General features: G+C 67.1%; 10 protein-coding genes. 3 read left to right on the top strand and 7 right to left on the bottom strand.

What is annotated here, in order from left to right; all coding sequences use genetic code 11:
• Positions 1–335: 335 nt before the first annotated feature.
• Together mug and sigM are read right to left on the bottom strand one after the other, a co-directional pair.
• Entirely contained in the window at positions 336–899 is a 564-nt protein-coding gene (gene mug, locus BFL43_RS11275; RefSeq protein ID WP_084892641.1) for a G/U mismatch-specific DNA glycosylase, read from the bottom strand.
• An 80-nt stretch (positions 900–979) separates the two neighbouring features.
• Positions 980–1570, bottom strand: coding sequence for an RNA polymerase sigma factor SigM (gene sigM / locus BFL43_RS11280; RefSeq protein WP_084892642.1), 591 nt, complete (start codon positions 1568–1570; stop codon positions 980–982).
• A 316-nt stretch (positions 1571–1886) separates the two neighbouring features.
• On the opposite strand from sigM, the gene BFL43_RS11285 reads away from it, so the two are divergent.
• Positions 1887–3308, top strand: coding sequence for a stealth family protein (locus BFL43_RS11285; protein ID WP_084892674.1), 1422 nt, complete (start codon positions 1887–1889; stop codon positions 3306–3308).
• A 6-nt stretch (positions 3309–3314) separates the two neighbouring features.
• On the opposite strand, the gene BFL43_RS11290 is transcribed toward BFL43_RS11285, so the two are convergent.
• Entirely contained in the window at positions 3315–4226 is a 912-nt protein-coding gene (locus BFL43_RS11290; protein ID WP_084892675.1) for a phosphodiesterase, read from the bottom strand.
• A 200-nt stretch (positions 4227–4426) separates the two neighbouring features.
• On the opposite strand from BFL43_RS11290, the gene BFL43_RS11295 reads away from it, so the two are divergent.
• Positions 4427–4873, top strand: coding sequence for an NUDIX domain-containing protein (locus BFL43_RS11295; RefSeq protein ID WP_168176610.1), 447 nt, complete (start codon positions 4427–4429; stop codon positions 4871–4873).
• Here BFL43_RS11295 and BFL43_RS11300 read toward each other — a convergent pair.
• Genes BFL43_RS11300 through BFL43_RS11315 form a run of 4 tightly spaced genes read right to left on the bottom strand, consistent with a single transcriptional unit; the run spans position 4870 to position 12684 of the window.
• Positions 4870–5487 carry a DNA-3-methyladenine glycosylase I gene (locus tag BFL43_RS11300; RefSeq protein WP_084892644.1) on the bottom strand — a complete coding sequence of 206 codons (618 nt, stop codon included), beginning with the start codon at positions 5485–5487 and terminating at the stop codon, positions 4870–4872. The two genes, BFL43_RS11295 and BFL43_RS11300, sit on opposite strands and share 4 nt — an antisense overlap.
• Positions 5487–9107 (bottom strand): murein biosynthesis integral membrane protein MurJ, encoded by a 3621-nt coding sequence (locus tag BFL43_RS11305; protein ID WP_084892645.1) that lies wholly within the window; start codon positions 9105–9107, stop codon positions 5487–5489. Before BFL43_RS11305 ends, BFL43_RS11300 begins: the two co-directional genes overlap by 1 nt.
• Positions 9104–11605 carry a DUF6049 family protein gene (locus BFL43_RS11310; RefSeq protein WP_168176611.1) on the bottom strand — a complete coding sequence of 834 codons (2502 nt, stop codon included), beginning with the start codon at positions 11603–11605 and terminating at the stop codon, positions 9104–9106. Before BFL43_RS11310 ends, BFL43_RS11305 begins: the two co-directional genes overlap by 4 nt.
• 11 nt (positions 11606–11616) lie before the next feature.
• Positions 11617–12684: an NUDIX hydrolase gene (locus tag BFL43_RS11315; protein WP_084892647.1), complete on the bottom strand. Its 1068-nt coding sequence runs from the start codon at positions 12682–12684 to the stop codon at positions 11617–11619.
• Positions 12685–12799: 115 nt separating this feature from the next.
• Between BFL43_RS11315 and BFL43_RS11320 the strand changes: the two genes are divergently transcribed.
• A complete protein-coding gene (locus BFL43_RS11320) occupies positions 12800–14269 on the top strand; it encodes a CCA tRNA nucleotidyltransferase (RefSeq protein WP_240498202.1) in 1470 nt (489 codons plus the stop codon).
• The last annotated feature ends 5 nt before the right edge of the window (positions 14270–14274 follow it).

The raw sequence follows: 14274 nt of genomic DNA on the forward strand, positions 1-14274 counted from the left end.
GGTGGCCTGCGCGTAATCCGGCAGTGGCTCGGAGACCGCGGAACCCTCGCGGAGCTGACCCGTTGTGGTCTCGAGCGCCCTCCAGATCGCCATGGAGTCGGGATCGGCCAGCACCCGAGGACGTAGTTGCTCGGCGATGTCGTCGGGATAGACGCCGGCATGCAGATCGGCCACGACGTCGACGGAATAGGGAGGTTCGGGCAGTTCCCGAGGCGGGTGACCCCGACTTCCGATACCGAACATCGTCGCCAGCTCCAGTTCCATCGTCTTTGTTGTTCCCAGCTAGGACGCCGTGGTGTGGCGGTTGGTTCCCGGGTTTCCCGGCCAGAGTTTTCTCAAACGACTCCCGCGGCGACTGCTGCCTCGCGATAGGCCGTCGCGAGGGTGTCGACGGTGTGGTGGGCATTCAGTCCGCTGGGGTTCGGTACCACCCAGACCTCGGCGTTGCCGAACCTCCGCTCCTGGAGGCCGGCGACGGCCTTCTTCTCACCGAAAGCCGTGCGGTAGGCGGTGATCCCGGCGACGGCGACGACCTTCGGGGCTGTGCGCTCGACGGTCGACACCAGGGCGTCGGCGCCCTCGCGGAACTCGTCTGCGGACAACTCGTCGGCGCGAGCCGTTGCCCGGCGGACCATGTTCGTGATCCCCACTCCCCTTTCCAGCAAGAGGTCGCGGTCGGCGGGTTTCATACCGGCGGATGCATCGATGACCCGATCGACGATGCCGGCCCGGTACAGCGCCGGGTAGAACCGATTGCCGGGCCGGGCGAAGTGCGCACCGGTCGCCGCGGTCCACAGGCCGGGGTTGATTCCCACGAACAGCAGCCGGCAGCCCGGTCCGATCAGATCGCTGATCTCGACATCTCGGAACGTCTCGAGTTCGGCCCGGGTGAAACCCATTGTTCCAGTAGACCCGATGATGGGTTGTTTTGGCCAACAAACCCCCAGGTGACCGCCGCCAAATCAACCCATTATCGGATTCAGGTGGTCGGTTCGTCCGCTGTATCGCGCAGATGGCCGAGTACCACAGCGAGTTTCGCGCGCCCGCGGGCACATCTACTCTTGATCGTCCCGCTGGGGACGCCGAGCAGGGCCGCGGCCTCGGCAACCGAATAACCTTCGATGTCCACTGCCACAATGGCATCGCGCTGTTCAGGTGGAAGGGTGTCGAGAGCGCGGCCGATCGACATCGACAGATCGACGTCGCCGTGGTGGTCTCGCGGATCGGCGTACTGGCCGACATCGAACTCCGGCAGCGGCACCGTGAGCCGAGACTTGTTGCGCCGGATACGATCCAGGCTCGCGTTGACAACGATGCGGTGCAGCCAGGAACTGACCTTGGAGTCGGCGCGGAAGCGGTGAGCCATGCAATGGGCGTTGAGGAGTGCGTCCTGCAGGGCGTCGGCTGCGTCCTCACCGGTATGCGAGGTCCGCCGGGCGACGGCCCACAAATGGCCCTGATGGCGGGCGATCAGGATGCCGAACGCATCACGATCCCCCGCCACATGCGCAGACAACAATTCTTCATCGGTACGCGAATCATCCCCACCGACCTTCCCCCACTCGGCCATGGATGGAGACTAATCGACGGTTATGTCTCGCGCGAGGGGGAACTGCAAAGCATCTGTTTGATGGACAACAGGTCCCCGGCACTACACTGAGCTGATCCCGGGGACTTCTCGGCCGTTCGCCGTCCCCGGAAGGATTCACACCACTTTGTCGTCTGCGCCGCACGAGATCTATCTGCTTCCGCCGGAACCCTCCCGTCACGAGACCGTTCTGCAGGAATCGGCCGCGTCGGTGGCCCGGCTCAGTGAGCGCTCCGATGTGGTCGGGTTCGAGGGCAGGTATGCGCTGAAGATCACGTCGACGACGCCACATGGCGCGATGGTCGAGGATCTGTTGTTCATCCGCGCGGTGCTGGACACGGCCGACATCGAATATCTGCTGGTCCGGGGCAATGACGAACGCCCGGTCATCGCGATCGCGTGGACCGATCGCGCTGCCCTCAAGGCAGCGCTCGTCGACGCCTGCATTCGCGAACCGTTCTACTCGAAGACCGTGGATGCCGAGCGCGGGAAGGCCGTGCTGGTGGGCGACGGATTGCTCTCGGTATCACCCAAGGCCCGGATCTTCCGGCTCTACCGGCCGCGGGTCGAGCCGACCAGTGGCCTGAACTACGGAGCAGCGACAGGTGTGCAGATCGAACTGTGGTCGTTCGACGACACCGACATCGTGCTGCCCATCGAGAACTCGCTGACCCGGCGTACCGTCCGCCGCGACGAAGCGGTGCGAGGCACGGTCGAGCGTTTCGGGAAGACCTGGCCGTCGATCGAGAACATGTTCGCCGGACACGCATCCGACATCGGTTTCGAGATCGACCTGGTGTTCTCCTGGGTCGACGGTTCGTCGGCCGAGTTCCAGGCGCAGCGTGCGAAGCGGATGAAGAATTACGTTGTCGGTGAGGGAGATACCTCAGCGGCTCGCTTTCGCCAGATCGACGAGCTCAAGTACGCGTTGCGGTCGGTCCACATGTACGCGCCCTGGATACGGCGGATCTTCGTCGCCACCGACTCGCCGCGGCCGGCGTGGCTTGCCGATGACCCGCGGGTGACCTTCATGGCCAGTGAGGACTTCTTCGCCGACACCTCGGTGTTGCCGACGCACAACTCGCAGGCCGTCGAAAGCCAATTGCACCACATCCCAGGGCTTTCCGAGCACTTCCTGTATTCGAACGACGACATGTTCTTCGGCCGTCCGGTCGGGCCGCAGATGTTCTTCTCCCCGGGGGGCATCAGTATGTTCATCGAAGCCGACACCCGAATCGGGTTGGGGTACAGCGATACCGACCGCAGCGGCTTCGAAAATGCAGCGCGCGTGAACCGGCGTCTGCTGCAGGAACGGTTCGGGCTCATGACGACCCGTCACCTCGAACACGCCGCCACCCCGCTGCGGAAGAGCGTGATGGCCGAGATGGAGCGTGAGTTCCCCGAAGAGTTCGCGGCCACCGCTGCAAGCGTGTTCCGGGCCAGCACCAACATCTCGGTCACCAACTCGCTGTACCACTACTACGCGTTGATGAGCGGCCGAGCGGTGGTGCAGAAGGACGCAAAGGTCAAGTACATCGACACCACCGGGTATGCGGGTCTCAAGGCGATGGAGAAGATGCTGCCCAAGAGGGCCGTGGACTTCTTCTGCCTCAATGACGGAAGCTTCCCCGAGGTCGACCTCGAACTCCGGACCAAAGTGGTCACCGAGTTCTTGGACCGCTACTTCCCGATCGTCGCCCCTTGGGAGACGACGACGTAGCCAGGGTCAGACGCGGGTGCTCGCGCGTCGGCGGGTGCTGTCGGCGATGTAGACACCGGCCTCGGTGAGCCGCGCCGCGGTCTGCTCGGGCGAGACGTATTCCCCCACCGTGTCGAACGTGCCGATGGGTACGGCCGAGTGCACGACGGTGTCGTCGTAGACGTGGATGAGGTTGTAACCCTGACCCCCGTCACGGCCACGCATCGCACCGGTGGGCACGTTGAGGTCCTGGTTGTAGCACGTCGCCGCCGCCACCGAGACCGGTATGCCCGCAAAGGTGGCTGTCGTCGAATAGTGCAGGTGCCCGGCGATGATCGCCCGGACATCGGTGCCGCGCAACACATCTGCGAGCCGGTGCTGGTCGCGTAGTTCGACGACGACCGCCAGGTCCAGCACGCAGGGGACCGGCGGATGGTGCATCGCCAGGATGGTGCCCTGCTCGGCCGGGGTCGCCAGCACCCCCGTGAGCCAGTCGAGCTGGGCATCGGTGAGTTCGCCGTGGTGTTTGCCGGGCACCGTCGAATCGAGGTTGACGATCCGGAGTCCGTCCACGTCATGGATGCGATCGATCGGCGCGGTCCCGGGCTCTTCCCGGAGTAATTCGACCCGGAAGCTCGCGCGGTCGTCGTGATTACCCATGGCCCAGATCAACTCGGCGTCCAGGGCGGCTGCCACGGGCTCGACCATGGTCCGCAGCGTCTGGTACGCCGTCGGGTCGCCCTGGTCGGTGAGGTCACCGGTGAACACCATCGCATCGATGTCGACGCCCGACCCGGTGAGCTCGGCGAGGATCTGCCGCAGGCGGGCGGTGCTGTCGACGCCGCCGTAGAGGTTCTCGTCGCCGATGATCAGATGTGTGTCACTGACGTGGACGATGCAATGATTCGGCCGGGGATACTCGGCTCTGCGGACAGTCATCGCACTCTCGTTTCCCAATTGGACGTGCCTGCAATACCGGCGATTGCCGCCACTCACACTAGCCAAACACACTGAGGATGCCCTGATGGGTACATACCTGGGTTCGCGGTGTGAACAGTGGGCCACCGGCAGGGTGCGCGCGGCGCCCGATGCACTCTGGCAGGGTGGTACGCGGTGTGCGTGCGCGGGAGAGGTGGCCAATGGATCGTCGACGGCGAGAAGCCGCTCGCATCGTCCTCATCGACGAAGCCGGCCGAACCCTGCTCTTCCGAGGTCTCGACCCCACCGATCCGGCCGCGGGGTCGTGGTGGTTCACCCCTGGCGGCGGTCGAGAGGGTGACGAGACGCAGGAACAGACCGCGCGCCGCGAGGTGCTGGAGGAGACGGGATTCGAGGTCGGGCACATGTCGGGTCCGGTGCTGCACCGTGAGTTCGACATCATGTTCGTCGGCGAGCCGATCCATCAGTCGGAGGTCTACTTCATCGCGCACGTGCCCGCATTCGAGCCACGGTCGGCCGGGTGGACGGACTTGGAGCGCACGTCATTTCTCGACCACCGATGGTGGAGTCCCGAAGAGATCGAGGCCAGCACCGAGTTCATCTACCCGGTCAACCTCGCGGAACTGGTCCGGCGACACCGCGTTTAACCATTCCAGACCCCGGAACTGCCACGCCGGAACGACGACATGAGGTGCGTGTCGACGATTCCGATCGCCTCCATCAGGGCATACATCGTGGTCGGCCCGACGAACCGGAAACCGATTTTTCGCAGTGCCTTCGACATTGCGACCGATTCGGGAGAGCTGGTGGGTACGTCCCCGATCGACTCCGGTCGCGGCGTCTGCTGCGGCCTGAACGACCACAGGAAGTCGACCAGCCCACCGCCGGCCCGCAGCTGCTGGGTGGCGCGCGCGTTGCCGACGGCGGCCTCGATCTTCCCGCGGTGCCGGATGATCCGGGCATCGGTCAACAGGGTGTCGATCTCCGCATCGCCGAAGGCGGCAACGGTGTCCACGTCGAAGTCGCGGAACACCTCACGGAAAGCGGGGCGCTTGCGCAGGATGGTCGCCCACGACAGACCGGCCTGAAAGCCTTCGAGCACGAGGCGTTCGAAGTGGGCGTTCTCGCCGGACACCGACATACCCCACTCGGTGTCGTAGTAGTCGCGCATCAATCCCGGCTGCGCCGCCCACACCGGACGGATGAGTCCGTCCTCGCACAGCATCGCGCCCTCGGGGAGATCGTCGGCGGACCGTGCCATCAGCCCGTCATCGAGACCTGGCTGATCGCACCCTGATAGCGGCCGTTGTCGTTGCGCGGCAACGACGTCAACCACACGAGTACGTACTTGGACGGCCCGGCGCCCGTGATCGGGATGCGTGTCTCCTGCGCCTCCAGGGTGGCCGCGCCGACCCGGCGGGTGGTCTCGAAAGCGGCCTGCGGATTGTCGGCGGTCCGGATCTCCACTTGGATTCCCGGGGTGGGTGTCCGGATGACGACCTCGGTGAGGGTGGCGTCGCGCTCGAGGGTGAACATCAGACCGAGACCGGGTTTGAGGTTGCCGAACCTGGGTCCGCCGCGGTACTCGTCTGTCTGCCAGGGTGGTGCCTGCCCGCTGATGACGTTGTTCAGATTCTGCCTGCTGTCGGGCTCCTGATCGGAGTAGTCCAGCATCGAGACCGCGGCCAGGGGTATCGGAGCTGCTGCCGCCGGGGCACCTTCGGCTCCGGAGGCCGGTGCCGACGAGGAGAAGATGGAGTCGATGTCGGGTGTCGAGTCGTCGGCGCCGAAAGAATTGCTCGCCCACACGACCAGCGCGATGACCAGGAACAGCGTCAACAGCGCGGCGCCGGCGATGGTAGCGATCATCCGCACCGAACGCGGCTTCTTCTGTTCTGTTCCACCCGAGCCCAACATGCGCGGCTTCGCTCGCGGAGTCGAGCTGACGGGGGCTCCCCCGGGCCCGACCTGCGCAATGAGGTCGGTCTTCTGATCGAGCACCGTTGCCTGGTCGAGAACGTGCTGAACCGTTGCTGCCGTTCGGATCCCGCTGTTGCCCTCCAGCGCCCGCGCCGCGACGGCGGAGATCTCGAACGGCACATCCGGTCGTTCGGCGCGCGGTTCGCGTGGCAGGTTGTCCGGCCCGGGGGCCGCGGGGGGCAGGCCACCGACCGGCTCGTTCGACTTGCGGCTCGTGGCCAGGGTCGAGCCGGTGTCGGGGTCCAGCGGCCAGCGGGCGAGCAGGAGCGCGTACAGCACTGCGCCGAGTCCACGGACGTCGGTCGACTTGTCGGAGTCGACGAGCGTGCCGGGGAACGCCACGAAGGCGTTGCCCTCCTGGCTGATCCGGATGCGCTCGGGGTGGTCGATCGAGAGTGCGCCCCCGTTGCGGTGTGCGGATTCGGCCGCGGCCGCGAGCGCGCGGACGGCCCTGGCGGCGCCGACCGGTGAGGGGCCTGACTTCGCGACGTCGGCCAGCGACGAACTCGGAACCCATTCGGCCACAACGATTCCACCGGAGGAGCCGCGCACGACGTCGAGGACGCGCGCGATCCCGGGTGAATTGATCCGGCCGAGTCGCAGGGTGCGGGACAGGACCGCCTGGGGTCCTTCGTCGCGAGGATCGATGCGGACACCGGGTTCCGGTGGCGGTGCGACCTGCTGGGCATCGACGAATGTCAGCGCGACATCACGATCGAGGTTGATGTCGCGGGCCTGCCAGAACTGCAGACCGCGCGCCCCGCCGTGGTGCTGCAGCAATCGGTACCGCCCGCCCGCCACGGCGGCTCCCGGTAGGAGTCGGGGCCCTCTGCGCGAACGCAAGTCGGGCACCGGGCGGTCGGGCGCCGGCGCCACACCTTCTCTCGGGCGTGGCTGCTCGGCTTTCGCCTTCGTGGTCGGCTGATCGTCGCTGCCGCCTCCGGTCCGCGAAGCCGCGGTGGTAGGTGCGGGCCCTGCGGCGGGCGGTTTGTCGGCATCCTGATTCGTCATCGCACCTACTCCTCTCCTTCGATAGCGCAAGTCGGCGGGCGCCCGGACATCCATCCCGGCCGCGCCACCACTGGTGACCGAATAGGCCTGCCAGCTCGATGTCCCCCGGTCGAAACGTCGGATGACTTCGACTTGACCAGAATACGGAACGGATTCGTCGGCCGAGATCCGCGGGAACTGGACGGTCATGGTGGCCGCGCCGTCGGTGTCCGGTTCGGGTGCCGGAGCGATGGCCGGGATGAACCGGCCGAGCAGCCGGCGCACGGCGACCACCACGGCCAGCACGTCGGGGACCCGGAGCAGGGTGAGCACGGTGTAGGTCAGGCCGATGGCGACCACCGCGACCAGGAACAGGTACGCGACCGATCCGAGCTTGCCGTGCTCGGTTGACATCCGGTGCAGCCCCGACACTTCCGCCAGGCCCCAGACCAGTGCACTGCAGGCGACGGAGGCGCCGATGGTCCACAGGACCGTGCGGCCCACGTTGTCCATCCGGGCCCCGCCCAGTCGACTACGGAGCAGGTAGTGGCCGACGATCGCGCCGACCAGATAACCCAGTCCGTTGGACAGCGCCAACCACCGGATCACCGCGTCCGGATCGTCGAACAGGACGGGCCCGAGATACGACGACGCGACCTTCACGGCGGTGATACCGATCACCATGTACGTCGGGGTCCAGGCGTCCTCGCGGGCATAGAAGACGCGTAGCTGCACCAGGGTCATCGCGTACGGGATCATCGTGAAGGCGCCCCAGGAGAGCACGCTGCCCAGCTGCGATGCGGTGTCGGCGTCGAACTTGCCGAAGTTGAACACGGCGATACCGATGGCCGGTCCGAAGAACGTCATGAACGCGATGATCGGGACCATCGACACCATCGTCAGCCGGGTGGCAAGGGAGAGATCGTCGACCACGGCATGGGTGTCGTCGGCGGCGGCGTTGCGGGAGAGCCGCGGCATGATCGCGGTCAGGATCGTCACCCCGAGCACGCCGTACGGTAGCTGCAGCAGCTGCCACTGGGTGGCATAGACGCTGACGCCTGCCTCACTGGCACTCGACGCGATCCGGTAGGTGACGATGAGGCCGACCTGGAGCACGGCAACGTAGATCACGATGGCCAGCGCCATGTTGCCGAACTTCCGCAGCCGCGCGTCCAGCCCCCACTGCAGGCGCAGTTTCACGCCGCTGCGGCGGATGGCCGGTACCAGGACCATTGTCTGGGCCACCACGCCGAGCGTGGTGCCGACACCGAGGATGAGGAGTTTGGTGTCTCCCATCCGGACCGGGTTCAGAGAGATGTCCCCCGGCGCCGCCGCGTACGCGATCAGGGTCGTGATCTGCACGATGTTGTTGAGCACGGGCGCCCACGCACCCGGTTTGAACAGGCCCTTCATGTTCAGGATCGCGATGAACAGAGCCGACAGCCCGTAGAACAGCACGGAGGGCAGCAGCAAGAAGGCCAGTGCGGTCGCGAGATCTCGGTTGACCTTGCCGTCACCCAGATTGAGGATCGTCAGCGCCGGTGCCGCGACGAGAGCGAGCAGTGTTGCGGCACCCAGCACCACGACGGTGAGGGTGAAGATGCGGTTGACGAAGCCCGCTCCCCCGTCCGCGTCCTCGCGTTCGGCCCTGACCAGGACGGGAATGACGATCGCGGTGAGCACCGCGCCCAGCACGACTTCGGCGACCATGTTCGGCAATACGTACGCGGCCTGGAACGACGACGCGATGGCCGCGCCGAGGAGCGCGAGCACGAGGACGGTGCGCACGAAACCGGTGATCCGGGAGATGAGGGTTGCGAGCGCGATCGAACCGCTGGTCCGCAGGACGCTGTCGTCGGAGGGCTGCTTCGGGACCACCGGTGTCGAACTCCGTGATCCTCCCTGGGTCATCGGTGTCCGCCGTCCGGGTGATGGCCACTGCGTTCGGGTGGACTGTGCAGGGCGCGGGAGTCGGCCATCAGGCGATCTCGCTCGTCGGGCTCAGGTCGGTCGAGGTCAGCCGGGTCCGGCTCACCTCGGAAACGGTGCCACAGACGCCGCCCGGCCAGGAAGACCAGCAGCACCCCTGCGCAGATCGTGATGATGAAGAGCGGTTTTCCATATGCGTTGGAATGTACTGACAGGTTGATGGGATCGCCCAACGGGACGCCGTTCGCGGTCACGAGACCGATCGCGACGGTCATCGATCTCGACCGGTCGGCGCGCGTGGGGACCTGGATCTGGCGGGTGCCATTCGGGGGGATCTCGATGACGCCCAGGTCGCCGACGGTCATCCCGTCGGGCACCGCGATGTTCAATCGCACCCGCATCGCCACCGGCAGATCGCTCCGGATGACCAGCAGCAGCGGGCTGCGTTCGGACGCGAGTGTGAAGCGGCCCCCCGGATCGAGGATGCCCACGCCGTCGCGGATGCTCGCCACCGTGATCGAGACCGCCGAGGTACGCATGGTCGCGGCGTGGCCCGCCGCGTGCTGATCCTGCGGGGCCACCGATGCCATCGCGCGCAGCAGATCTTCCCGCAGGGGAGCCATGTAGGCGGCGGGGGTGATGGGGACATCGGCCCGCTTGGTCATCGAGTCCTGCAGCTCCGAGATCTGCGCGCCGCTGGTGCGCACCGCTGCGATCGCCTGGGGGCTGGGGCCCACAACCTGCACCGTGCGAGGGGCGACGAGGCCGGCCCCGGTGGGTGTGGAGGAGGCAGTCGCCAGTTCTGCGGCGATGTCGGGCAATGGTCGGGGCACCGCCAGGTCGGAACCGAGGAGCATCGTCATCGCCGAGAGCACAGCCTTGGTGTCCTCGGGTGTGGCCGACCACGTCGGTGGTGCGATCAGCACCTCACCGCGGCCGATCCGGTCGGCGATCGGATCTTCGGGCGGCGGTGTGCTCTGTTGCCGGGTGGCCTGGGGTGTCGCGCCGCTCACCGACGGCGCGAGCGCGGAGAACATCAGCGAGGCGATCGCCGTCTGCCTGCGGGCCTGCTCGGAGCCGCGCACCCAGCCCGCACGCTGTGCGTTCGGCGTGACCTGGGCCGAGTGCGGGGTGGTCCCCACCGCGGCCAGTGCGCTGGCAAGGGCGGGATCGTATGTCTGCGCCGCGAGGTCTGCGCCGAGGGGGTACAGGCCGTCCGGCGAGGTGGGCGAGGTGTTGGCTACGCCGGAGGCGGCGACGACGGCGCCCTTGGACCCGGTATCGCGGACCAGATCCGCCCCGGCGTCGTCGAGGACACCTGACGCCGGGATGGCGAGTCCGCGCACACTCTTGACGCCGAGGATGGTGTCGACGATGTCCGCGGGGGCGCGGAGCCCGACCTCGGAGAGGTCTTTGTCCGCCACCTGGGCCAGGGCGGCGGTGTCCACGTGTGCGAACGACGTCGCGACGACGCACGTCTGGCCTGCCAGGGCGCTGAGCCTGTCGAGGAAAGCGATGGCCTGCGGGGTTCCGGTGCCTTCACGGGCCGGCCCGGTGGGATCGCCCGGATCGGTGGAGACGAGGTAGGGCTCGGTCATCGCTTGCACGCTGACCAGCAGGTCGGGATCCACCGCCAGGCACAGGCTGCGGGAGAGCTGGGAGTCGGGATCGTCGGCGTGTACCTGCTCCATCGCCGTGAGCAGATGATCGAGGCGGCCGCCCGGTGAGATCGACTGCTGCAAACCGTTGTCCATCAGGCGCACGGTCTCGTCTCCGCCGCCGGTGACGCCGGGTGCGAGCGAGGCCGGGGCGGCGATCGGCCACAACATCGTTAAGCCGACCGGCGAAGACGTGTCCGGCGGTACGGAGCCGTCTCCCCCGATCGGTGCGGTGGCCGGATCCGTGCCCTGATCAGTGGCCTGGGCCTGGGCCCGGTCGCGGTCCGGCGGCAGCCCCGTGACGGGCAGCAGTGTGCGCGAGTCGTCGAGTCTGGCCGGCACACCGTAGTCAGGGGTGCCGTTGACATTGATAAGGATCGGATAGACGCCGGGACTGTCGATCTGAAGACTCGGATCGCCGGAACTGTTGTCCGACAGGTTGATCCGCAGGGTGAACGGGACGGTCTTACCGGGCGCGAGCTGTTCGGAGATGTCCTGGAACTCGCCGACGACCTCGAAGCTGTTGGCGTCGGCGGACAGGGAGTCCCCGAGTCCCGCGCTGGTGGTCACCTCCGGTGCCCGTTGCAGACGCATCGCGATGTTGCGGACGGGCCGATCGCCGACGTTGGTGAGGGTGCCACGGGCGGTCACCGTGCCGGGACTGGTGGTGGTGACCGTGGAGGGGTCGATCGCGTCGAGCGAGATGTTCAGGAACTCCCCGGTCTCGGATTCTCCGTCGCCCGGTGCGGCGTCGGCGAGTGGTGCCGACCCGATCGCGAACACCACCGCGAGCACCCCCAGCAGCGCGACCAGCATCCGCATCGATCGGGCCTTCACGTGGCGTCAGGTGGGCCGGAGCCGGCCGGCGGACTGTGCGCAGCCGGTGCGCCCGAGGACTCGTCGCCGTCCCCGCCACGGCCGGCACCGCGACGTCCGCGGCGCCGTCGTCGTCGAGGTTTCGCGACCACCGGCGGCTCGTTGCGTTTCTGGTTGCGGGCGGCCGCCGCCTTCTCGTAGGCGTTCGGCTCGGTGCGGGCACCCTGCGACTCCGATTCCGCCATGCGGTCCGGATCGGCGGTCAGTTCGGCGATGACGTCCTCGGCGACCCGTGCGAGCCGGCGTTCGTCGGAGTAGGTCAGTCGTCGGGGCAGATCGGTCAACGGCACCCAGGCCACCTCGGCGACCTCGTAGTCGGCGTCAGAGAGTTCTCCGCCGGTGAACCGCATCAAGTAGTGGTGGACGGTCTTGTGGATCCTCTTGCCCTCGCTGACGAACCAGTAGTCGATCTTGCCGAGGGGCGCGACGACGTTCCCCTTGATGCCGGTTTCCTCGGCGACCTCGCGAATGGCGGTCTGTTCGGCCGTCTCCCCCGTCTCGATGTGCCCCTTGGGCAACGACCACATCATCCGGCCGCGACGGTCCACCCGGCCGATGAGGGCGGCGCAACGCTCTTCCCCGGGTCCGTCCAGACCCGACACCATCAAGCCACCGGCCGAGGTCTCCCTGACCGTGCGAAGTCGCTGCTTGGCGAGGTTGGCGGGCACCTTCGGTGGTGCCTTGGTCTTGCCGACGTCCGACGGCTTGACCTGCGCGGTCCTACCCTCGGTGACCGGATTTCCGGCTACCCCGGTCGCTTCACTGCGGGCCGCCTCGGCGCTGCTGTCGGTAGGCCTCGACGGTTTGCGGCGTCGGCCGCGGCGCGATCGCCGGGAGCCGCCGCCACTCGACTCGGTCGCCGAGCGCTCGTCGGCCGATTGTTGCTCGCCACCTGCGGGTTGTTGACGCGGCTCGGTTCCGTTCTGGTTCGCGTTGACATCTCGAGCGGCCCCGCGCCTACCGCCGCGCCTGCGCCGTGGGCGCCGGGCGACGTCCCTGTTCGGCTCGGTGGGTTCGGCTGACACCCAATAGATGCTAGTCGTGTGTAACCCACTGTTTGCTCCAGCGTGGCCGTTGGACCATGCCGGGAGACGAAGCCGGAGGCGGAGGTCGGGGTCTTCGTCGGTACTCTGGCGTTTCGTGACAACTCCTGCTGATTCCACAGATGACCTGGCCGCCGCCGAACGACGGACCAGGTTGCTGGCTGCGGCTGCGGTCTCGCTAAGGAGTCTGTCGGACGTGCTCGACCCGCTCGGAGCGCGATTCGCGGCAGCGGGTTTCGAGCTGTATCTCGTCGGGGGCCCGGTGCGTGACGCGGTGCTGGGGCGTCTCACGAACGACCTCGACTTCACCACCGACGCCCGGCCCGACAAGGTCAAGGAACTGCTGCACGGCTGGGCGGAGGCGATCTGGGACACCGGCATCGATTTCGGCACCATCAGCGCTGCCAAGGCCGGGCACCAGATCGAGATCACGACCTTCCGGGCCGATTCTTACGACCGGGTCGGGCGCAATCCCGAGGTGCGGTTCGGTGACCGTCTCGAAGACGACCTGATCCGCCGCGACTTCTCCATGAACGCGATGGCGGTGAAGATCGGCGCCGACGGCAGTCAAGAGTTCGTAGACCCTCTCGGCGGCCTGGACGCTCTGCTCGCCGGGGTGATCGACACGCCCGCGGCGCCCGAGGACTCCTTCAACGACGATCCGTTGCGGATGCTGCGCGGCGTCCGATTCGTCTCGCAGCTCGGGTTCTCCCTCTCCCCCGGCGTGTTCGCTGCGACGGTCCGGATGGCCGCGCAGATCGACCGCATCACGGTCGAGCGGGTCGCGGCCGAGCTCGACAAGCTGATCCTCGGCGAGCATGCCGTCGAGGGCGTCGACATGCTGTGTGAAACGGGTCTGGCCGAACGCGTGATGCCCGAGATCCCCGGGATGAAGTTGGCGATCGACGAACACCACCAGCACAAGGACGTCTACACCCACTCCCTCACGGTGCTCTCGCAGGCGATCGATCTCGAGGACGGCGATCCCGACCTGGTGCTGCGGTGGGCTGCGATCCTCCACGACATCGGCAAACCGGGTACGCGCAGGCATGAACCCAATGGCGGCGTCAGTTTCCATCACCACGAGGTCGTCGGCGCAAAGATGGTGCGCAAACGGTTGCGTGCGCTGAAGTATCCGAAGGCCGTGATCGAAGACGTGGCCAATCTGGTGTTCCTGCACCTGCGATTCCACGGATACGGCGAGGGCCAGTGGACCGACTCCGCAGTGCGCCGCTATGTGACGGACGCCGGTGAACTCCTCCCCCGGCTCCACAAGCTCGTGCGTGCGGACTGCACCACCCGGAACAAGCGCCGGGCGCAGCGACTGCAGCAGAACTACGACAACCTCGAGGCCCGGATCGACAAGATCGCCGAGGCGGAGGATCTCGCACGTGTCCGGCCTGACCTCGACGGCAACGCGATCATGGAGCTGCTCGGGCTGCCGCCGGGTCCACAGGTCGGTAAGGCGTGGCGATACCTGAAAGAACTCCGCCTCGACCGGGGGCCCATGTCACATGACGAGGCCGAAGAGGCCCTCCGGCAGTGGTGGGCGGAGCAGCAGGACTGACGATG

Source organism: Williamsia sp. 1135 (assembly GCF_002095395.1).
GTDB lineage: Bacteria > Actinomycetota > Actinomycetes > Mycobacteriales > Mycobacteriaceae > Williamsia.

What these genes read in the sequence shown, in the direction of transcription:
- BFL43_RS11300 (WP_084892644.1), bottom strand. Translation starts at nt 5,487, where the DNA reads ATGGCACGGTCCGCCGACGATCTCCCCGAGGGCGCGATGCTGTGCGAG.
- BFL43_RS11310 (WP_168176611.1), bottom strand. Translation starts at nt 11,605, where the DNA reads ATGCGGATGCTGGTCGCGCTGCTGGGGGTGCTCGCGGTGGTGTTCGCG.
- BFL43_RS11295 (WP_168176610.1), top strand. Translation starts at nt 4,427, where the DNA reads ATGGATCGTCGACGGCGAGAAGCCGCTCGCATCGTCCTCATCGACGAA.
- sigM (WP_084892642.1), bottom strand. Translation starts at nt 1,570, where the DNA reads ATGGCCGAGTGGGGGAAGGTCGGTGGGGATGATTCGCGTACCGATGAA.
- mug (WP_084892641.1), bottom strand. Translation starts at nt 899, where the DNA reads ATGGGTTTCACCCGGGCCGAACTCGAGACGTTCCGAGATGTCGAGATC.
- BFL43_RS11285 (WP_084892674.1), top strand. Translation starts at nt 1,887, where the DNA reads ATGGTCGAGGATCTGTTGTTCATCCGCGCGGTGCTGGACACGGCCGAC.
- BFL43_RS11305 (WP_084892645.1), bottom strand. Translation starts at nt 9,107, where the DNA reads ATGACCCAGGGAGGATCACGGAGTTCGACACCGGTGGTCCCGAAGCAG.
- BFL43_RS11290 (WP_084892675.1), bottom strand. Translation starts at nt 4,226, where the DNA reads ATGACTGTCCGCAGAGCCGAGTATCCCCGGCCGAATCATTGCATCGTC.